Annotated in this window: 13 protein-coding genes; all 13 read right to left on the bottom strand. The window is 48.3% G+C overall.

Translation table 11 applies throughout. The annotated features are described in order from the left end of the window. Positions 1-8: 8 nt before the first annotated feature. The 13 genes from MHI45_RS07785 to MHI45_RS07845 all read right to left on the bottom strand — a co-directional run bounded on the left by MHI45_RS07785 (position 9) and on the right by MHI45_RS07845 (position 21,195). A complete protein-coding gene (locus tag MHI45_RS07785) occupies positions 9-1,415 on the bottom strand; it encodes an extracellular solute-binding protein (RefSeq protein WP_076108861.1) in 1,407 nt (468 codons plus the stop codon). Positions 1,416-1,772: 357 nt separating this feature from the next. Then, positions 1,773-2,513 carry a pyruvate formate-lyase-activating protein gene (pflA, locus tag MHI45_RS07790; protein ID WP_076108860.1) on the bottom strand — a complete coding sequence of 247 codons (741 nt, stop codon included), beginning with the start codon at positions 2,511-2,513 and terminating at the stop codon, positions 1,773-1,775. 136 nt (positions 2,514-2,649) lie between these two features. Then, positions 2,650-4,911 carry a formate C-acetyltransferase gene (gene pflB / locus MHI45_RS07795; protein ID WP_076108859.1) on the bottom strand — a complete coding sequence of 754 codons (2,262 nt, stop codon included), beginning with the start codon at positions 4,909-4,911 and terminating at the stop codon, positions 2,650-2,652. Between the two features lie 260 nt (positions 4,912-5,171). Beyond that, positions 5,172-7,793, bottom strand: a complete 2,622-nt coding sequence (gene adhE, locus MHI45_RS07800) for a bifunctional acetaldehyde-CoA/alcohol dehydrogenase (RefSeq protein WP_340897282.1) — start codon at positions 7,791-7,793, stop codon at positions 5,172-5,174. A 442-nt stretch (positions 7,794-8,235) separates the two neighbouring features. Next, positions 8,236-9,705: an ABC transporter substrate-binding protein gene (locus MHI45_RS07805; protein WP_340897280.1), complete on the bottom strand. Its 1,470-nt coding sequence runs from the start codon at positions 9,703-9,705 to the stop codon at positions 8,236-8,238. A 134-nt stretch (positions 9,706-9,839) separates the two neighbouring features. Continuing rightward, positions 9,840-10,712 carry a carbohydrate ABC transporter permease gene (locus MHI45_RS07810; protein WP_038594969.1) on the bottom strand — a complete coding sequence of 291 codons (873 nt, stop codon included), beginning with the start codon at positions 10,710-10,712 and terminating at the stop codon, positions 9,840-9,842. A gap of 1 nt (position 10,713) precedes the next feature. Beyond that, a complete protein-coding gene (locus tag MHI45_RS07815; RefSeq protein WP_038594970.1) occupies positions 10,714-11,637 on the bottom strand; it encodes a carbohydrate ABC transporter permease in 924 nt (307 codons plus the stop codon). A 114-nt stretch (positions 11,638-11,751) separates the two neighbouring features. Further along, positions 11,752-13,074: a response regulator gene (locus MHI45_RS07820; RefSeq protein WP_340897278.1), complete on the bottom strand. Its 1,323-nt coding sequence runs from the start codon at positions 13,072-13,074 to the stop codon at positions 11,752-11,754. 16 nt (positions 13,075-13,090) lie between these two features. Further along, positions 13,091-14,884, bottom strand: a complete 1,794-nt coding sequence (locus MHI45_RS07825; protein ID WP_076108854.1) for a cache domain-containing sensor histidine kinase — start codon at positions 14,882-14,884, stop codon at positions 13,091-13,093. 160 nt (positions 14,885-15,044) lie between these two features. After that, positions 15,045-15,848, bottom strand: coding sequence for an alpha/beta hydrolase (locus MHI45_RS07830; protein ID WP_076109006.1), 804 nt, complete (start codon positions 15,846-15,848; stop codon positions 15,045-15,047). 84 nt (positions 15,849-15,932) lie between these two features. Continuing rightward, on the bottom strand, positions 15,933-16,562 hold the full coding sequence (gene pgmB / locus MHI45_RS07835; RefSeq protein WP_340897275.1) for a beta-phosphoglucomutase: 630 nt from the start codon (positions 16,560-16,562) through the stop codon (positions 15,933-15,935). A gap of 44 nt (positions 16,563-16,606) precedes the next feature. Next, positions 16,607-18,892 carry a glycosyl hydrolase family 65 protein gene (locus MHI45_RS07840; protein ID WP_340897273.1) on the bottom strand — a complete coding sequence of 762 codons (2,286 nt, stop codon included), beginning with the start codon at positions 18,890-18,892 and terminating at the stop codon, positions 16,607-16,609. After that, positions 18,889-21,195, bottom strand: coding sequence for a glycoside hydrolase family 65 protein (locus MHI45_RS07845; protein WP_340897272.1), 2,307 nt, complete (start codon positions 21,193-21,195; stop codon positions 18,889-18,891). Before MHI45_RS07845 ends, MHI45_RS07840 begins: the two co-directional genes overlap by 4 nt. Positions 21,196-21,511: the final 316 nt, after the last annotated feature.

Here is a 21,511-nt window from a genome sequence, read left to right on the forward strand (position 1 = left end):
ACCGTTCCTTATTCCACTGCTGCGTTAGCTTCTTCTTGAACTTTTTGCAGTGCCTCGCCCATTTTTTCAGGTGTTGTCTGTCCGCCGATCAGCTTCTGAATTTGAATGTTGCTGATCTCGGTGGTGACATCCGCTTGAACCAGAGAGTCAAAGGCAGGGAATGAAGACTGGGAATTATTCAGTACCGCTACGATTTCACTCATCAGATCATCGGTAATATTCTCGTTCAGGATATTCTGATCAATCTTCATGGCCGGCAGCACTCCGTCCTCTACCAGACCGCGAAGCTGCATTTCTTCATTGTACATATTCTTGATAAAAGATTTCACTGCAGCCAGCTGACGCTCGTCATCTGCCGCTGAAGCCGAGAATCCGTAACCGTTGTTCACATCGCGCATCAGTGCTGTTTGGTCGCCTACCCCGCCGTCAACCGCCGGGATATTGAAGAATCCAACCTTGCCGATCAGACCTTCACCGGATTGTCCTGCTTTGAATACAGAGGATTTCCAGGTTCCATCATAGAGCAGAATGGCTTCGCCACTAGTGAACTGGGTGGTATACTCAGCATATTCGAAACCAAGCTCGCCTTTTTTGAAGTAGCCTTTATCTACCCATTCCTTGTATTTCGCAAAACCTTTCACAACATTAGCATCGTTCCATTTAGCTTCACCGGTCGCGAATTTAGCCGTTACATCCGGTCCGGCATAACGTGACCAGAGGTGGTTGGCCAGCATCAGCGGCACCCAGCCGGCTTTGGAAGCGCCAGCCAGCGGTACTTTGCCATCAGCCTTAATATCGGCCAGTTGCTTCTCAAGCTCTGCAAAGGTCTTCGGAGCTGCCCAGCCCTTGCTGCCATAGTATTCTTTATTATAGAAGAAACCTTCACCGGAACCGCCGATTGGCAATCCGTAAATTTTGCCTTCATAAGTAAATGGATCAAGATTCGAGAACTTGTCTTTAATGCCCAATTCTTCGAGGATCGGGGTCAGGTCAAGCAATTTTCCTTCTTTGGCGTATATTTTGGAGTCAGGGCTCCCAAAGAGATCGAACACTGCCGGAGGATTGCCGGCGGCCATTTCACCGCGCAGCTTCTCTTTGCGGTTCACATCCGAATCTACACCATCCAGTTTAAATGTCAGGCCCGGCACTTCACTTTGAACCTTGCCTACCACATCCTCCAGAATAGCAAGACGTTTCTGCTTATCAGCACCAACCTGCGTATGACGGATCGTCATTTCGAAAGGCTCAGCGCTGGCAGGCTCATCAGTGGCAGCAGCATTGGTTGCAGCAGCTGAATTGCTTGGTGCTGCAGTTTCTCCATTGTTACTTGCCTTATTATTGTTGCCTCCACAACCAGCCAGCAAAGCAGAAGAGACAAAAACCAGGGACAACAGCATAGTCATACTTTTTCTCATTACGGGTGACCCTCCCTATTTATTAATTTCCCTTACAACTCTTATTATAAAAAACAGTGTGTGTAATCGTAAGGTTAAGATTCATCTACTATAGGGATAAAATACTCTAATGTAAGCGAATACACCTCTAATTAATCACATACCACGTTATTTATAGTTACATAAACTGAAAAATAATTCCATATAAAATAGACCTTGCGTCATTAAACCTCTACACAAAATCATTATTCCTGCAAAATATTCCCTTAATCTGCTGGAACATAACATGCCTTCTGGATCATTAAAAAGCAAAAAAGCCGTTTCCGCAGTACATAAGCTACTGCAAGATACGGCTTCGGCTTCCTATAATAAGTATCATCACTTAACAAGTGCTGTCTCGTTGCGTCCTTCTTCAATCAGCCGGTAAGCGCGCTGCACTTCTTCTTCGTTCGGTGAGGGTACCCCTTCTAGCTCATAGGGACGGCCAAGTTCTTGCCATTTATAAATCCCCATTTGGTGATAAGGCAGGATTTCAAACTTCTCTACCCCATTAAGCGTTCCAATGAATCGGCCGAGATTCAGTAAATCCTCTTCCTTATTATGAATGCCAGGAACGTACACGTGGCGGATCCACATTTTACGGTTATGATCCGACAACCAGCGGGCCAGCTTCAATGTACGATCATTCGATTTACCGGTCAGTTTAATATGCGCTTCATCATCGATATGCTTGAGATCGAGCAGCACAAGATCAGTAACATCCAGCAAATCGCTGATCTTCGAACCATCATTATAGCCATTTGTATCCAGTGTGGTGTGCAGATTCCAGCGCTGTTTCACTTCAGTGAACAGTTGTTTGACAAAATGCGCCTGCAGCGTTGGTTCGCCGCCAGATACGGTAAGCCCGCCACCTGAAGACTTATAATAATTCAGGTAAGGTTCGATTTCCGCCAGCACTTCCTCGATGCTCATTTCTCTGCCTTCATTAAGACCCCAGGTATCCGGGTTATGACAATACTGGCATTTCAATAAGCAGCCCTGCATAAATAGAACAAAACGGATACCAGGCCCGTCTACGGTCCCGAACGTTTCTAAGGAATGTATATGTCCATTAGCCATATGATGACTTCCTTTCGAAAAGAACTTAAAATTTTAATTAATTTTTAGCAAGATTTTACCGCCCCCTGAATCAAGGGCGGTATCACCTCACTGCTATTACATCTTATACAAGAACTGTATTACACAGTTAATTTAATTACATTGTACCGTGGAATGTACGGTTGATAACATCCAACTGTTGTTCGCGGGTCAGCTTGATGAAGTTAACAGCATAGCCGGAGACACGAATAGTCAATTGAGGATAGTTCTCCGGATGATCCATAGCATCGATCAGTTGTTCACGGTTAAATACGTTAACGTTCAAGTGCTGAGCGTTGTTGTGGAAGTATCCGTCCATCATGAATACCAGGTTGGACTTACGGGACTCTTCGTCTTTACCCAGCGCCTTAGGAACGATGGAGAACGTGTTGGAAATACCGTCTTGTGCCTCGGAATACGGCAGTTTGGCAACAGAGTTCAAGGAAGCCAGTGCGCCTTTCTTGTCGCGTCCGTGCATTGGGTTAGCACCTGGAGCGAACGGTTCACCTTTCTTACGTCCGTCAGGAGTAGTACCAGTCTTCTTACCATAAACTACGTTCGAAGTGATAGTCAATACCGATTGAGTCGGCATAGCATCACGGTAAGTTTTGTGTTTGCGGATCATCGACATGAAGGTTTCAACCAGTTCAACTGCGATGTTGTCAACAGCATCGTCGTTGTTGCCGTAGCAAGGGAATTCTCCTTCGGTTTCGAAGTCGATGGCGATGCCTTGTTCGTTGCGGATCGGTTTAACCTTAGCGAATTTAATTGCGCTCAGGGAGTCAGCAGCAACGGACAGGCCGGCGATACCGCAAGCCATCGTACGCAGAATGTCACGGTCATGCAGCGCCATTTCGATGCGTTCGTAGGAATATTTGTCATGCATGTAGTGAATGATGTTCAGGGTGTTGACATAAGTCTTAGCCAGCCACTCCATCATCGGTTTGAAGCGTTTCATTACTTCGTTGTAATCCAGATATTCGGAAGTGATTGCAGGGAATTCAGGTCCAACTTGTACGCCTGATTTCTCGTCTACACCACCATTGATCGCGTACAGCAAAGCTTTCGCCAGGTTGGCGCGGGCGCCGAAGAACTGCATTTGTTTACCAATGCGCATTGGGGATACGCAGCAAGCAATTGCGTAATCTTCACCCCAATATGGACGCATTACATCGTCATTCTCATATTGGATAGCGCTGGTTTCGATGGAAACCTTGGCACAATATTTTTTAAAGCCTTCAGGCAGTCTTTCGGACCACAGAACCGTCAAGTTAGGCTCTGGAGCAGGTCCCAGGTTGTACAGGGTATGCAAGAAGCGGAAGCTGTTCTTAGTTACGCGTGTTGTTCCGTCTTCAGCCATACCACCGATGGATTCCGTTACCCAAGTAGGGTCGCCGGAAAACAGTTCATTATAGTCAGGCGTACGCAGGAATTTCACAATACGCAGTTTCATTACGAAATGGTCAACGATTTCTTGTGCTTGTTCTTCAGTAAGAGTACCTTCTTCAAAATCGCGCTGTGCATAGATGTCGAGGAAGGAAGATACGCGTCCCAGAGACATTGCAGCACCGTTTTGTTCTTTTACTGCTGCCAGATAACCGAAGTATACCCATTGAGTAGCTTCTTTGAAGTTGTTCGCCGGTTTGGAAATATCAAGACCGTGAGCGGCAGCCATTTCTTTCAGCTCGCCCAAAGCGCGGATTTGCTCCGACAGCTCTTCGCGCAACCGGATTACTTCTTCAGTCATGGAATCAACTTCAAGCTCGGTTAGTTGTTGTTTCTTGTCTTTGATCAGGAAATCAATACCGTACAGGGCAATACGACGGTAGTCACCGATAATGCGTCCGCGGCCGTAAGCATCAGGAAGACCTGTAATAACGCCGGATTTACGCACTGCTCTCATGTCAGGTGTATATGCATCAAACACGCCTTGGTTATGCGTTTTGCGGATATTCGTAAACATTTCGACAATGTTGTTCGGAAGCTCGAAGCCATAAGCTTTGGTGGCATCGATCATCATCTTAATACCGCCGAACGGTTGAACAGAACGTCTGAAAGGAGCATCAGTCTGTACGCCTACAATCTGTTCTTTGTCCTTGTCGATGTAGCCTGGCTTGTGGGAAGTGATGGTGGAGACAGTATCCAGGGAAACATCCCATACGCCGCCTCTTTCTCTTTCTTCCTTGCTCAGCTGGGAGATAATCTTCCACAGTTCAGTAGTATTGCTGGTAGGACCCACGAGGAAATCTTCGTTTCCTTCATAAGGCTTGATGTTCTTGGAAATAAATTCGTTAACGTCGACTTTTCTGGCCCATTTACCTTTTGTAAAACTTCTCCAACTAGACTTCACTTCTTGTACATCTTTTTCAATCACCGACATGCTAAATCCCTCCATTTATATTTATTATATTTGTAGAGATCGCGGGCTTGAAGGTTAATCCCGTGTCTCGTGATCCCAAAGATATGGTTGTAATTAAATTCACAATCGCGTCTTCATAACTGGGACCGTTCTTTATATAAACATTTTAGTTTATTTTCTGAAAAAGGACTGTGACAAATATCACCTTTCCGGTGATATTTGTCACTACCATCCCCTTCCATATTAACCTATAACCTTATTCTTTGCTAAGCAATCACCAATTAGTTGTCGAATCTTCCGTAGAATGCGTTGCGGTATACATCAGCAAGTTCAGTAACCAGCGGCAGTTTAGGGTTGGCAGTAGTACATTGGTCTTCAAATGCACGGTCAGCCAGATAGTCTACGCGGGATTCGAAATCCTTAGGATCAAAGCCGAGTTGTTGGAACGACTCTTCAATGCCCAATTTTTTGTTCATGTCGCGGATTGCATTGATCAGGCTGGTTACGCCTTCTTCGGTAGTGCGTGCAGGCAATCCCAGAATACGGGCGATTTCAGCATAACGTTCGTCAGCTACAAAGTGCGAATATTTAGGGAACGAAGCAAACTTCGTTGGTTTCTTGGCATTGTAACGGATAACGTGCGGCATCAGGATGGCATTGGTACGTCCATGAGCCGTGTGGTATTGACCGCCCCATTTGTGCGCCAAGCTGTGGTTGATGCCCAGGAATGCATTGGCAAATGCCATACCAGCCAGCGTCGATGCGTTGTGCATTTTTTCGCGGGCAAGTTTGTCGCCTTCAAGTGCGGATTTCTCCAGGTATTGGAATACCAGCTGGATGGCTTTGATAGCCAGACCATCGGAGTAGTCACTTGCCATAACAGAAACATAAGCTTCAATCGCATGTGTCAATACGTCCATACCTGTATCGGCAACAGCAGTCTTAGGCAAGCTATATACAAACTCAGGGTCGATGATCGCTACGTCCGGAGTCAGCTCATAGTCTGCAAGCGGATATTTAGTATTATTTGCAGTAGTTTTGTCAGTAATAACCGCGAAAGAGGTTACTTCCGAACCTGTACCCGATGTTGTTGGAATAGCTACAAATTTAGCTTTGTTGCCGAGCTTAGGGAATTTGTATACCCGTTTGCGGATATCCATGAACTTTTGTTTCAGACCGTTAAAGTCAGCATCCGGGTGTTCATAGAACAGCCACATTCCTTTTGCAGCATCCATTGGGGAACCGCCGCCGAGTGCGATGATGCAGTCCGGTTGGAATCTGTTCATCATAGCTGTACCTTTTTCCACGGTAGTTGTCGATGGATCCGGTTCAACTTCCGAGAACACTTCGATCGCTACAGGAGTCTGGCGTTGACGCAGGTAATGCTCCACTCTTTCTACATAACCCAGTTTAACCATCATAGGGTCAGTGATAATTGCTACGCGGGTAATATCAGGCATTTTGGCCAGGTATTGAGTGGATCCCTTTTCGAAATAAATCTTATCAGGCACCTTAAACCATTGCATATTCACGGTACGACGGTTCACCCTTTTCACATTGATCAGATTGATGGCAGTTACGTTTTGCGATACCGAGTTGCGTCCATAAGATCCGCAGCCCAGAGTCAGCGAAGCGATATTAGTATTGTAAATGTCGCCGATGGCGCCATGTGTTGAAGGCGAGTTAACAAGAATACGTCCAGTTTGCAGACGGTTCGAGAACTTCATGATAACTTCTTCATTGTTGGAATGGATAGCCGAGCTGTGTCCCATGCCGCCGAATTCAACAACTTGAGCTGCGCGTTCAATCCCTTGGTCAGCGTTCTTAACCTTGTAGCAAGCCAGAACCGGGCTAAGTTTCTCAGCGGACAGCGGGTACTTGGTGCCTACGCCTTCGAGTTCAGCTACCAGAATCTTCGTTCCGGCAGGAACCTGAATACCGCACATTTCAGCGATCTTCACAGCGGATTGACCTACGATTGCCGGGTTAACCGCACATTTTTCTACATTCATTGCGCCGTTAGTCAGCTTAGCAGCTTCTTCTTTATTCACAAAGTAGCAGCCATTTGCGATCATTTTCTTTTTCACTTGGTCAAAAATTGCTTCTTCAATAATAACAGCCTGCTCAGAAGCGCAAATCATACCATTGTCAAAAGTCTTGGAAAGAATAATGTCAGTAACCGCTTGGTCGATATCAGCACTTTTCTCAATGAAGGCAGGTACGTTACCAGGGCCTACGCCGAGAGCCGGTTTACCGCAGCTGTATGCCGCTTTAACCATTGCAGATCCGCCTGTTGCCAGGATAAGAGCGACGTCCGGATTGTTCATCAATGCGTTTGTTTTGTCCATTGTCGGAAGCTCAATCCACTGGATACAGTTCTCAGGAGCGCCTGCTTTCACAGCTGCATCATGAAGAATTCTTGCTGCTGCGGCACTACACTCTTGCGCTGATGGATGGAAACCGAATATAATAGGATTACGTGTCTTAGCGGCAATCAGTGCTTTAAACATCGTGGTGGATGTTGGGTTGGTTACCGGTGTGATACCCATTACGATTCCGACCGGCTCGGCAATTTTTTGGAAGCTGTCATATTTATTATCTTCAACGACGCCTACTGTTTTGTCGTATTTAATTCCGTGCCAGATATATTCTGTTGAGAAGATGTTCTTCGTAATTTTGTCTTCGTATACACCGCGTCCTGTTTCTTCTACAGCCAATTTTGCCAGGTACATATGCTTGTCGAGCCCAGCCAATGCCATTGCATGAACGATTGTGTTAACTTGCTCTTGATCCAGCGCCATATACGCTTCTTGAGCTTTCTTTGCTTTATCCACCAAAATCTGAATATACTCTTCAGCGGTGGTTTGTTTCACTTGGGCGGCGACTTCGTTTTTAACTGCCATCTCCCTCGTCCTCCTGTCAATTTTTAGGTTGTTTTTCTCTACACATTTATCTTATCACATCCTCTTCAATATTTAAAGTGAAATCTTTCACAAAGTATAAAGTTTTTTTTGATTTGTTTTCAAAGCGCTTTCATTTAATCATATTCAGGTATTATTTCCATTTTATATGGTAAATTTCGTTTATATTTGTCCAATCTGCGAACACTAAAATAAGGACTCTAACCGTATGAACCTGTTACAGGGGTCTACAAAGCATTGCTTTGCTATTTATTGGTATTTACATCTATATTTCTTTATCTTATTCCTCCCGCCACATCCTTGATCGCCTCTTCCCTCACCTAACCTTTGAAGAACTATTTACAGCAAAAAGACAGGGAACAACGTCCCCTGCCTCTTCCGCTTTTTACATTTCATTTATAAAAATTACTAAATTATAAATTCCCTACTCTACTTTAATAGTATCAAAGAATTTCTCCTGCACAGTTTTGGCAGCAGCATCAAGCTGTGCTTTGGAGTCGGTGCCTTTTTTGGAGAACAGCTCCTGAATCACATTGGACAGGGTTGCATAGTAATCTTGAGTATTGTACTGTGCTTCCGGTTTGCCGTCCAAGAGGGCCATAATATCCGGGTTATATTGGTACACGATATCGGAATACTTGTCATATACCGCTTTGGTCTTCTTGCCGAACTCGGAATCTGCAGCATAGTAGTCCAGAAGCGGCGGGATGAAGTATTTGCCGTCCGCTTTACGCTGCTGCAGAATAGCGTCGAGCGCATCGAGACCTTTATCGGAGAAATAATCAAAGGTAATGTAACGGAACGCCATCTCCTGCTCGTCTTTTGTAGCGTTAGGATTGATGACCAGATAGTCTCCGCCAAGTACTCCAGTATGCTTGCCGCCTTTTTCAAAAGCAGGCATCGGATAGGTCAGCACATCTGCAGGCTTCAATCCGCCTTGATTCAGCGCTTGCTCAATAACTCCGTCGGAACCCGCCATTACCATGGCCGTACGTCCTTGTTGGAATGCGCCTACAGCATCACCCCAGCCAAGTGCCCAATCCTGAGGAATTGCTTCCGCTTCCCATCTCAGCTTCTTGTAGAAGTCCAGCGCTTTCACACCTGCATCGGAATTGAAGGTTGCAACAACCTTGCCTCCTTCAACTTTTTGAATTTCTCCGCCCGCTTCGAACAGGAAGTTGGTCCAGTTCCAGCCTGCTTCATTGCCTTTACCCATAGGTGCGATACCGGAAATGCCTTTTTTGGCATCTGCTACACCTTTGGCTGTATTCAGCATATCATCCCAGGTCCAATCCATTGCAGGCACCGCTACACCTTTGTCATCCAGCATTTTTTTATTGATCATTGTCGTGGTAACATAACCCTTCTGTGTGACCCCGTAGACTTTACCGTCAATAATGAACTGGTTCTGCAGCACCGGATTGATCTGATCCTTGTATTCATATTTGTTCCAAAGATCGGTAATATCGGCAACCCAGCCTTTTTCAATCAGGAATTTGGCTTCTGTAGCATAAGTGTTGAAGAAGGTCGGCGCTTCATTCGCAGCCATCTTCACGCCGATTTCACTTACGTTGTACTGCCAGTCGTCTTTAACGATCTCCACATTCGGATACTCTGCCTGGAAGCGTTTGATCCGGTCATCTTCCTGTGCCCTCATTTCTGTCAAGTCAGGTGTAGGATAGTGAATTTTGATCGTTACTTTTCTCTGAGTGATATCATCCACGGGCGCATCCGTTGGAGCAGCAGTTTTATCCGCTGTCTCAGCAGTAGCTGCTGGTGAAGCTTCCCCTCCCTTATTCCCCTGTGCATTTCCGTTGTTGTTATTGTTGCCGCAGGCGGATAACAACGAGCCGGTCACAAGGAGACAGGCTAATACGCTGGAATTTTTACGCATTGAAACTCCCCTTTTCAATTCATAATTAGCTAACAAAATCATCATAAAAGAGAAATCGCTTACAAACGAGGTGTATTTATATTCCTTATGTGTGCATGTTTACGATCTCTGCATAGAAGAAGTCATATTCTGATTCAGCCCTTAACCGCTGACAGCGCCACCCCGCGCATAATGAATCTCTGAAAAATCAGGAAGACCAAAATTGGCGGCAGCGAGACTAGAAAAAGAATAGCGAACTTGATATTAGTATTGAGCGCCTTGACGTTGATCACATATTTATAGATCGATGTCGCAAGTGTATATTTGTCCTCGCTATGCATGACGAGCGATGGCCAGAACCAGTCATTCCAGGCTGTCGAGAAGATAAAGATCGCCAGTGTGGCGAAGATTGGAATGGACAGTGGTACGGCGATTGAGAAGAAGCTTCGCGGTTCCGAGGCACCGTCAATCCGCGCAGCTTCAAAAATCTCAGGATGGAGCCCGTCAAAAAAGTTCTTCAAGAGCAGGAAATAAAACGTATTCGCCCCGGCAGGAAGCCAGAAAGCTGCATACTGGTTCAAGAGTCCGAGTTCCTTAAGATTGACAAAGTTCGGGATCATATAGCTGGTCGCCGGAATAAACAGTGTCATCAGGAAGAAGAAATAGAAAACTCTCTTGAACGGAACATTCATCCGCGAAATACTGAAAGAAGCAAGACCGAGCACGACCAGGGTCATAATCATATTCCCGACAAAAATATAAATCGTGTTCCTGAGGAATTTCAGCAGGTCAATGTAATCCAGCGCATCTTTCAGGTTGGCGAAATGCCATTCCTGGGGGAAAAAATGCGGCGGGAACGAGTTGACCTCCTGATTGGATTTCAGGCCGTTGAACATCGTCATCAGGATGGGATACAGCATGGTAAAGATCATAATCAGAATGAAAAACACCATAATTCCATAGACGATTTTGTTGCTTGTTTTCTTCAAATCATGTTCGGAAAGAATCCCTCTCTCAGCGCTCTTCATCTTAGTTGTCCTCCTTATTCAGCTTGAACTGTAAAATGCCCAAACCGCCGAGGACAACAAACATCAGCATGCCCAGTGCAGTCGCGGTTCCATAATCCAGTCTGGTAAATGCATACTTCACAATTAGCAGCGCATAGGTCAGCGTCGTCTTATTGGGTCCGCCGTCAAGCAATGCCAGCTGTGATTGGTATCCCTGGGAAGTCGCGATGACCTGCAGGATCAGCATCAGGATAATCAGATTGCGCAGTGAAGGAAGTGTGATATGGCGGATACGGGCCCAGACACCGGCACCGTCAATTTCCGCAGCTTCATACCAGTCGCGTGGAATACTGAGCACGGCTGCCAGATAAATCAGCATCCCGGAGCCGAACTGCTGCCAGGTTTCCATGAACACCAGTGAGATCATCGACCACCTGCTGTCCGTCAGAAACGGGATCTGGTCTGCACCCATCGTGCCCAGCAAGGCATTGATCGGGCCTACGGGATCATACAGCCATCTCCACAGCCCATAGAGCACTACGGCCGGCATAACATAAGGCAGATAAGCCGCAACGCGTACAAAACCGCCGAATTTTCTCAGTTCCGAGATAGCGATAGCAAAAGCGATCGGTACCCAAAAGCCTATAACCAGACAGAGTCCCATATAGTAGACTGTATTTTTGACAGCAATCAGAACATCGGGGTCCGTGAGGGCTCTCGCATAATTGTCCATGCCGACAAAGGTATTGCCTTTAACGAAATCTACAGTATAGAAGCTGTACAAAAAACCTTTAAAAATAGGCACCCACATAAACATGATAAAGATGATGATTGCTGGCAGAAGGAACATATAGCCCCAAAAGTTTTTTTTCCAGCGATTCTGTTTGTACGGTTTGTTCTCGAGCTTCGCCGGCAGCTCCTCGTGTAACGCAGCGGTCTGGTTCATCTTGCTCCCTCATTCCTTTCGTCTTCAGCACTTTGACAAAGTGCTTCCTACCTTAATTGTAGGAAAGGCGGGGGAGGCTGAACATGTCTATATCTACCGAAGTAGTGAGCGTTCTTACTTCTTCAATTCACTGGGGCTGATTCCATAATATTTTTTGAAAATCTTGCTGAAATGCTCCGGTGACTCGTAGCCGACCCGCTCGGCAATCTCATAACGGCGCAGGTCCGTATGCAGAATCATCTCCCGGCTGTCCTCCATCCGCAGCTTAATAACATATTCCCACAGGTTGTGGCCCGTATTTTTTTTGAACAGATAGCTTAAATAATTGGGGCTGACATGATTTTTTTTAGCTACCTCGTGAATGGTCAAGCCCTTCTGGGCGTAATTCTCGTCGATGTATTCCTTGGCCTTCTGTACGATCAGATTGCTGCGTGTATGCAGCTCCTCTGCAGAGGGGTCGGCGGTATAATTGTTCCAATTGAAATCTCCGTAGTAAAACACATAATGATCGTTATGTTCCTTGTTCCACAGAATAGCCTTGGAAGCCTGACGGTTCAGCACCTCCATGAACGACAATCCCTTGAGAATCTGACTGATCCCGATCACCACGTTCAGATGCAGGTATTTATGGATATTAAAATGCAGACTGCGGCCGAGCATATCCAGCCTGCCTACCTGGCCTGCCGCCGATTCCTCATAGCTTTTCTCATCCCACTGGATGATAACGGTAATTTCTTCCCCGGGAGAATAAAAAGCAATGGAGCTCCACTCCTGATCCAGCAGCTCTTTGGCGATGTTAAGCACACCGTAACGCAGCAAGCCGTTATCGCGGGCATTGTACTTCTTGCCCAGACCTACTCCCGGAAGCTTGAGCTTGATTAACGAGAAATAAGGCCCCTTCAGCTGCAGTTCATCCAGCTTGCGCATCCCTTCCTCATCGCCTATCACAACGCCCGGATCAGCCAGCAACGCATTCAATAGCTGACTGTATGCCGGAAGCGGCTCCTCAAGCCGGAAGCTTTCGCCGATACCGCTCATTAAAGTCGCCAGCTCCGGTGATGGCTTATCCATCTTGAGCAGCACATTGCGTACCGAGTCGAGAAACTGCTCACTGTTCAGCGGTTTAATCAAATAATCCTTAGCTCCCAGCCTTACGGCCATTTGAGCATATTGAAAGGTTTCATGGGCGGAAATGACGATGGTCTGCACCCAGGGTTTCGCCAGCTTCGCATGCTGCATCAGTTCAATGCCGCTCATCGCTCCCATCTGGATATCGGTAACAAGCAGATCAATCTCTTCCATGCGAACGCAATCCAGCGCCTCAAAACCGCTGTTCGCGGTATAGATATGGCCGATATCCAGCCCAGAGGAAGCAAGCAGGCTGCTAAGTCCTTTGCAAATGAGCGGTTCATCGTCCACAACCAAAATATTGAACATATGCAGATTCTCCTCTCTATTCCTGATTCTCCGACTTCGGAAGCTTGACGGTCACTACCGTCCCGCCCTCCCGGCGCGGCGCATAACTGATTCCATAATCAGGACCAAAATGCAAATGCACGCGTTGATTAATATTGCGGATGCCATAGCCGCTGGCAGGGTTCGGGCTCTCATCGTTCAGCACCTGCCTAATCGCCTCATAGTCGGCCTGCTTATATCCGTTGTCTTCAATTGTGATATGGATGACGTCATCCTGCGCGCTTGCGCTGATGATAATCTCTCCGTCCTCATCCATGTTTTTGACACCGTGTATGATGGCATTCTCAATCAATGGCTGTAAAGTGATCTTGGGAATCAGATTGCTTTTGGTGTCCGGCTCTATTCTCCAGATGACAGCAAAAACATAATCATAGCGGTGCTGCTGCAGTTTGATATAGGCACTGGCATGCTCCAGTTCTTCTTCCAGCGTAATCAGTTCCCTGCCCCGGCTCAGGCTGATTTTCATCAGCTTGGATAGTTCCTTGATCATTTCCGCCGATTCCACGTTACCTTCCAGCGAGCTTTTCCAGTAGATGCTCTCCAGCGTGTTATACAACAAATGTGGGTTGATCTGCTGATAAAGCAGCTGCAGCTGGGATTCTTTCTGCTTCAGCTCCATTTGGTATTTATACATAATCAAGCCGTTTAACCTGCGGGCCATATCATAGGTCGAGGAGATCAGGACGCTGACTTCGTCGTTGGTCCCTCTTCTGGGCGTTTCGGGCACACGGTTCCCCGGTTCAAATTTCCGGACGAAAAAGGCCAGCTTCTGCAGCGGTGTCATTAGGGAGCGCCAAAAATAGGTGATGATGATAATCCCGAATAGCGCATAAGCGACCGTTATGTATTGAATGACCTGCTTCATTTCATTCTGCTGCTGCAGCAGCGCTTTTACCGGAACCTTATAAACCAGCTTCTGCCCCAGCATATGATTATTGTTCACAACATAAATGAAATCATCTGTAATCACATCCCGCGTCCCTTCGGGATCCCCGCTCTCTGCCCCCTCCGGCAGCTTAATCACTTCACCGGTGGAATTTGTAGTGGACGCCAGCACACGGTTGCTCATATCCGTTAAGTAAATTTCTCCGTCAGGCAGAGAGATGGATTTCAGTGATTCGCCGATCTTGGATTCCATCTTGGTCACCACCAGCACGCCTATCGTCCCTGTTCCCCTGTAAATGTTGTTGACCGCTCTGACGTAGGTGAGTGTCTTCATATTTTCGGCCTGCGGACTGAGTCTTTCCGTAAACATGAGATACCCCCGGCCCTTCTCATGCACCACCTGATCGAACCAATACGGCTCCTCACCTGTGGAGAAAAAATAAACGCCTGCTTTCTTCACCTGCGGGAAGTTAGGTGCGAAAAAATAATAGTTATCCGGATCGTACACATAGAGAGAGTAAAAGATTCCGTCGCCGTGTTCGGCTCCCTGTGAATAACTCCCCAGGAGCTTTTCAATCGTTTCATAACGTTCGACCCGCTCCAATACCGTATCATCACCTTGCATGTTCAGCTGCTGCAGGATCGGGTTCTGGATGACCGTCGTAGTGATTTTGTTTACTGTATCAATGTCCCTGTTAATGATTGCAAAATTCTGTTTATTCAGCTCTACATAAGCATTGGTGACATGCCGCTTCAAAATCTCCTCCGCCTTGTAATTTCCGTAGCTGTTCAGGATCAGTATAGGTGAGACCATAATCAGAAACAGCAGGATCAGCTGCTGCTTGACGTTCAGCCTGACGAGCGGCTTCATAAGTGCAGACAACATCTGGATACACCTCCAGTTTCAATAATATATCAAATGAATAAGCGCTTACATATGTTTATTTTAAAGTTTATTATGGGCATTTGTATGCAATTTCTCCGGTGGGCAGGCAAAAAAGGAACTGTCACAGGACAGTTCCCTTGCATTTCCTTATAGCTAAATATTAGCGCTGTTTGGCATAGCCGTTCAGTTGCAGCCAGGAAGCGCATGCCTCTGTCCAAGTGCGGGTATGAGGTTCTTCATCCGCCAGGCCGAGCCCATGTCTCCCGTGCGCGTATACATGCAGATCGAACGGAATATGATGACGTTCTAATTCGGCGGCGAACAGCAGGCTGTTCGCCACAGGTACTGAACCGTCATCTGAGGTGTGCCAGAGGAAGGTTGGCGGAGTGTCCGCTGTTACTTGCAGTTCACTGCTGAGCAGCTTGACCAGCTCCTCCTCCGCAGTCTCCCCGAGCAGATTGGTTCTGGAGCCTTCATGAGCTGCCGCGGCGTACATAGTGATCACCGGGTAACACAGGATCATGAAGTCCGGGCGGCTGGACTGACGGTCCAGAGATTCGGCCGCCCCGGCATTTTCCCGGTCAAACGAGACTCCAGTGGTCGAAGCGAGATGTCCGCCGGCAGAGAAGCCCAGGATTCCAAGTTTGCCGGGATCAATTCCGTATTCGCCAGCACGGAAGCGGATTGTGCGCAGTGCTCTTTGGGCGTCTTGCAGCGCGCTTGGATATTGATATGGCGCCACACGATAGCGCAGTACAAAGGCTGAGATTCCCAGTGTATTCAGCCACTCGGCTATCGGCTCCCCTTCATGATATGCCCGCATGCCGTAGCCGCCACCCGGGCATATCAATACCGCAGCATTGTGCTTTCCTTCTACCAGATACGGCGTAATCGCCGGACTGTCCTCATCGCTACTTCCCAGAGCTCCCGGAGCTCCCTCCGGCCATAACAACAACGTTTCCATCTGCATCCCTCATACTTTCCTTCTATAATAGAATAATGAGACGGAGGATAATTTATCCTCTTCTATCATTAGTCTATCAAGGCCTTACAGTTCATGCAATCCGGCAACCACCAGATCAGCTTCCTTCAACACCTCCGGTTTACCGATACCGACAACCAGCATCCCTGCCGCTTTGCCTGCTGCAACGCCAGCCTCTGCATCCTCGAACACCACGCACTCGCCGGGCTGCAAACCAAGCTCCTTGCAGGCAGTTTGAAATACTTCCGGGTCCGGCTTGGCAAGGGTTACCTTGTTGCCGTCAACAACCGCATCAAATAATCCGGCAATGTTCAGCTTATCCAGAATGAACGCAGCATTTTTGCTGGCTGAACCGAGGGCAATAGCCACACCACGCGCTCTCAGGCTGTTCAAGTATCCCTTAACGCCGGGCAGCAGTGCAGATTCATTCAGACCGGAGATGTACTCTACATACAGGCGGTTTTTCTTGTCTGCCATGGCAAGCTTCTCCGCTTCACTGAATTCCATGCCGCCGATTTCCAGCAGAATGTCCAGCGATCTCGTCCGGCTCACCCCCTTAAGCCGTTCATTGTGTTCCTCTGTAAACACGAAGCCAAGCTCCTCGGCAAGTGAACGCCAGGCCAAAAAATGATATTTGGCCGTATCCACAATCACACCGTCGAGATCAAAGATTGCGCCTTTCATATGTTCCAGCATTTATTTTCTTTCCTCTCTAATGAACTTTCCTTGCCCGTCCTCTCCTACTCACTGGCGGCTACGCTATTCAAGAGACGGAGTTTGGCGCCCGGCAGACACAACACGCACCCGCCGCCAAATGCGCTGATGGCCAATGGCTCGCGGTTGTCCGCAGCCGCAGTGACTGCCACTTCATTTCGGCTGATCCGCAGTCTGAAGAGTCCTCCTCGCAGAATCACAGGCAATTCCACAGACTGCCACGGTCCCGGCAGCGCAGGATTTAGGTGCAGCACTTCACCGTCAAACTGTACCCCTGCAAAGCCGAGTACTGCAGCCATCCAGGCGCCGCCGTTCGCGGCCGGATGGGTTCCCCCGATGTAGAGGTCACCGACATATTGCTTCGACTCCCCGGTAAGATCAACCGTGGCTGTACGCATGAAATACGGATATCCCCAATCAGGCGAGCCGATGTCGGCGGCCACCAATGCGTAGATACAGGGGCTGAGGCTGGAGCCATGCTCGGTGCGCGGCTCATAGAATTCCCAGTTTGCCTGTTTCACTTCCTTAGAGAAGGAAGCTTTGAACAGATTCAGCATCAGCACAACATCAGCCTGTTTCAGAATAGTCGTGGTAGTGGCCAGCCCGCTGCCGCCGCCCCAATATTCATTTTTGTTGATGACCCGGGATTTCAGCTCGGAAAGTGTCACCTCTTCCAATTTGAAATAACGGTCGAACTGCTCAATCACAAGATTCTCCGGATCAGGCTGTGGAACATAAAAATGCTCCAGCATCTCGTTAAATTCCGCCACGAAAGGTCCATCCGCAAACAATGCTGCAAGTCCCGGGTAATGCCCGGGATATTTGTCCTGCAGCAACTGCACAACCCGCAGGGCGATTTCCAGTGTCTCCTTCACCAGCGCATTTGTAAAAGCGTTGTTGTTCACCCGCTCATGATATTCGTCCGGCCCGGTAACATCGAGGATCTCATACCGTTTTTTGACCGGGTTATAGTAGGCATAAGAATAGAAGAAGCGGGCACATTCCCAGATCACTTCTGCCCCACCGTCCACCAGCAGACTGTCATCACCGGTAAACGTTACGTATTGCCAGATCCCGTGCACCACATCCGCGCTGATATGCACCTGCTTGTCACGGAAGTAAGTCCGCATCGGACGGCCGGTAAATATATCATTTACATTAAATAATGTACAGGCATCGTCTCCGCTGTCCTGGCTTTCCCAGGCATAAAAAGCGCCAAGAAATCCGTATTCCGCTGCCTTGCGGCGCGCTCCATCCAGTGTATGGATGCGGTACATCATCAGATTGCGGGCAATCCGGGGATCGCTGTGCAGAAAAAAAGGCAGCATGAACATTTCCGTGTCCCAGAACACGGCACCTTTATACACTTGCCCGGATAACCCCCGCGCCGGAATCGAAACCTTCTCCGATTCGGCGGGTGCAATAATCAGCAGCTGATAAATGCTGTACCTCAGCGCAAACTGGGCCGCCTCATCACCTTCAATCCGGCAATCGCAGCGTGACCACCGCTCCTCCCAAACCGCGCAGTGAGCCTTGAGCAGCTCTTCGTAGCCTGCCATTTCCGCGGTCAGGACCTCCTGCTCCGCTGCCGCTGCCGGATCGCCAGCGTTATCAAGCCCGGTATAAACCGCAACATATTTGAACCATTCGTAGGTTTCTCCCGCCTTCGCGTCAAAAGAGATCACACGCATGGCACCTTCCCCGGCGGTTTCCTGAACATCAAAGGTGAAAGCTGCCCTCTCCGCAACAGCTACCGGCAGTTTCAACTCTCCGGTTATGGCAGTGGAGAGGGCTGTCCCTGCCTTGAACTGTTCTTTTCTCTCCGTGAGATGTGGGCCATTAATATCCCACACCTCTCCGTCGATGCCGGTCTCAATATAGAGACGGCAATCCGCTGTGCTGTGCAGGGTCAGCCTGCCTGCCAGTAAATGCAGCTGATCCATGCTGACAAACCGTTCGGCCGTGAAGGTCAGCTTGCCGCCGCGGAACCCGTATTCAGTCTCCCGCCGATGGACAGCGTTACGGAAGTCCAGCTCCTGACAATGGGACAGCGGATCAGCCTCCAGAACTCCAAGCGGCTGGCCATTGCAGCTCAACTTGGTGAACAGACCGTTTGGAGCGTTCACCGGCTCTCGCCATTGCTCGCCGGATTTGTCGTACAATCCGGCCAGAGTTACAGCTGTCAGCTGCTCCTTGGTGAATTCCTCCAGCGTACCGCGGTAACCCATATAGCCGTTGCCGGTCATATATTTGTTTCCGTTCGTCGTCACCTTGCTTATGTCGAAGCCATGCTCTGCTACTGTCCAGCTCATCCGGCCAACATCCCTTCACCCAGCGGAATCGCTGTGCCGGCAGCATCCACCTTCAACTGTTGTCCATAGACAACAATCTCCGTACTTCCGCCATCCACAGCTTTAAAGCTTACCGCGTCCTTCGTGACCTCGATGCGCAGCAGCACTCCCTCATACATCACCTGGAAGCTGTAAGAGGTCCAGCGCTGCGGAAGATAAGGCTGGAAGCTCAGACAATCGCCATCAGAACGCATACCGCCAAAGCCGTATACAATATTCATCCATGCGGCAGCAATTGAAGTGGTGTGCAGGCCTTCCCGGGTGTTGCGGTTATAATTATCCAGATCAAGCCGGGTGGCAAATTCAAAGAAGGTATAAGCCTCCTCATGTTTGCCGATTTCACTGGCCAGGATGGAATGGATCGACGGAGAGAGTGAAGACTCATGGATACATCTGGGTTCGTAATATTCATAGTTCGCCACTTTGGCTTCTCTGGAGAACTGCCCGCTGTACAGGAACATGAACATCAGCACATCAGGCTGCTTGATCATGTCGTAACGGTAGAGACGGTCATAGGACCAATTCGCATAAAGCGGAAAATCCGTGACAGGTATGGAATGAATATCAATATGCGGCATATCGAAAAATCCGTCATGCTCCTCATAGATCCCGCTGTTCGAGTCCAGCGGAATCCGCATATGCTGCGCTTTAAGGCTCCAGTCCGCTAATTCTTCGTCACGCAATCCCGTCTTGGCCATCACTCCGGCGAACGTATCAGGTACCTGCTCTTTCATTTCAGCGACCGTTGCCAGCGTGTATTCGAACAATTTTTGGGCCATCAGGTTGATATAGCAGTTATTGTTCACCATCAATTGAAACTCATCAGGACCCATGACACCGAAATAGCCGTATTCTCCGCTCCGCTGTCCCCATTGCCCTCGTGTCGCATAGAAGCGGCTGATCTGGATCAGCATTTCTGCACCTTTGCTGTACAGGAAGGCCCGGTCGCCCGTATTCTTCACATAATGCCATATGCCGTAGGAAACGGCAGTGCCAACATGAAGCTGCAGATTAGAGTGCTGCCACAGGTCGCAGCTCTCCGTCCCGTCAATCGTGGCAATCGGATAACAGGCTCCCTCGCAGTCCACGTCTTTGGCGCGCATCATCGCTTCCGGCAGCGTTTTATAGCGGAATTCGAGCAGGCTTTTAGCTGCCTTGGGATTATTGAACATATAGAACGGCAGGCAGTAGGACTCGGTATCCCAGAAGGCAAGACCACGGTAAGCCTCGCCCGTTAAGCCTTTGGCACCGATATTAAAGCCGGGATGGTCACCGTGATATGTCTGGTAGAGCTGGAAGATACAGAAGCGGATGCCCTGCTGGTTCTCGGGATCTCCTTCGATGCGGATATCGCTGGTCTGCCAGATGCCGCTCCAGTAGGTCTTTTGTTCGGAGAATACTGCTTGCTCGTCTAGTCTGCCTGCCGCAACCGCAAGCTCCATTCCTTCTGCCCACAGACTATCTTCGCTCCGTGAGGAGTCACTATCCGTGCAATTGACGGCAAGCTTCGTGTAATGCACGGCTTTCCCCTGGGTCAGCTCCAGTGTAAACTGCTGGCCAATAAATCGATCCCGTTCTACCCGCACAGCATTAATCACCTGCGAAGACTGCAGGACAAAGCTGCTAAACAGCTTATTGCCGGTAGTCAGCGTTTCCGCCATAATCGCAGTGACGCCGTCTTCCACCCCGCTGCGAAGGCTTCTCCACATACTCTTCCCGCGTTCCTCATGAATCATGTTAAAATCAAGCCCTGCACACACTTCTGCGGTCCCTGAGAAATTCAGCGGCTGAAGGGTAACCTGCTGCAGCCCCAGATGTGACAGGGTCATGCTGACCAGCCGGGTGAATGTTACTTTTAGATTCTTCCCGCACTCCAGATGCCAGATGAATTCACGGCAATAGGTCCCGCTCTGATAATCCAGTCTGCGGCTGAACTCCGAAACCTTGCTTTTTGCAAGATCCAGAACTTCTCCGTCCACAGTAATTCGGGTGTGCAGCCAGTCCACTGCATTTACCATGTAGCGCAAGGAACGAATGATACCCTTATAGTGATTACCAATCTCCTGCTGCTCGTTCAGACCATTAAAATAGCTGCCAGGCAGTGAATCACCGCTATAACCTTCATCTGCATAACCACGCACACCCATATACTCATTGCCCAGTGAAAAAATCGATTCCGAGGTACGGTTCCTTTCCGGGTCAAACCCCTCTTCAATGATCGCCCATGGATCGACCTTTAAATATTTATCCGCCACTTTTGCCATGTCTGATTTCTCCTTCTCCCGAGTTGTATCCACACGTCCCCCTGTGCTCACAGGAAACGCCGGACGCTCACTTCAAGAGTATCTTTCTGGAGAATCTTGGCCAATGTCTGCCTGTAATGGAGTTATGTGCATTTTTACGGAGTTGAAGGAATCCTGCAGTTTAGGATATGATCAATGAAGTTGAGCAGCCCTGAAAAGCATATTAAATCTCACACGTTTGAAGTGAAAATTATCACAATGTTAAAAATTCGACACTTTTTGGCGAAAATTTTTACCCATAATGAGGGATTTCAAGGTATAATTAATTTAAAATTTA

Origin of the sequence: Paenibacillus sp. FSL H3-0321 (assembly GCF_038002865.1) — a bacterium.
Classification (GTDB): Bacteria; Bacillota; Bacilli; order Paenibacillales; family Paenibacillaceae; genus Paenibacillus_AQ.

What these genes read in the sequence shown, in the direction of transcription:
- MHI45_RS07845 (WP_340897272.1), bottom strand. Translation starts at nt 21,195, where the DNA reads ATGGCAAAAGTGGCGGATAAATATTTAAAGGTCGATCCATGGGCGATC.
- MHI45_RS07815 (WP_038594970.1), bottom strand. Translation starts at nt 11,637, where the DNA reads ATGAACCAGACCGCTGCGTTACACGAGGAGCTGCCGGCGAAGCTCGAG.
- pflA (WP_076108860.1), bottom strand. Translation starts at nt 2,513, where the DNA reads ATGGCTAATGGACATATACATTCCTTAGAAACGTTCGGGACCGTAGAC.
- MHI45_RS07785 (WP_076108861.1), bottom strand. Translation starts at nt 1,415, where the DNA reads ATGAGAAAAAGTATGACTATGCTGTTGTCCCTGGTTTTTGTCTCTTCT.
- MHI45_RS07805 (WP_340897280.1), bottom strand. Translation starts at nt 9,705, where the DNA reads ATGCGTAAAAATTCCAGCGTATTAGCCTGTCTCCTTGTGACCGGCTCG.
- pflB (WP_076108859.1), bottom strand. Translation starts at nt 4,911, where the DNA reads ATGTCGGTGATTGAAAAAGATGTACAAGAAGTGAAGTCTAGTTGGAGA.
- MHI45_RS07820 (WP_340897278.1), bottom strand. Translation starts at nt 13,074, where the DNA reads ATGTTCAATATTTTGGTTGTGGACGATGAACCGCTCATTTGCAAAGGA.
- MHI45_RS07830 (WP_076109006.1), bottom strand. Translation starts at nt 15,848, where the DNA reads ATGGAAACGTTGTTGTTATGGCCGGAGGGAGCTCCGGGAGCTCTGGGA.
- MHI45_RS07825 (WP_076108854.1), bottom strand. Translation starts at nt 14,884, where the DNA reads ATGTTGTCTGCACTTATGAAGCCGCTCGTCAGGCTGAACGTCAAGCAG.
- MHI45_RS07810 (WP_038594969.1), bottom strand. Translation starts at nt 10,712, where the DNA reads ATGAAGAGCGCTGAGAGAGGGATTCTTTCCGAACATGATTTGAAGAAA.
- adhE (WP_340897282.1), bottom strand. Translation starts at nt 7,793, where the DNA reads ATGGCAGTTAAAAACGAAGTCGCCGCCCAAGTGAAACAAACCACCGCT.
- MHI45_RS07840 (WP_340897273.1), bottom strand. Translation starts at nt 18,892, where the DNA reads ATGAGCTGGACAGTAGCAGAGCATGGCTTCGACATAAGCAAGGTGACG.
- pgmB (WP_340897275.1), bottom strand. Translation starts at nt 16,562, where the DNA reads ATGCTGGAACATATGAAAGGCGCAATCTTTGATCTCGACGGTGTGATT.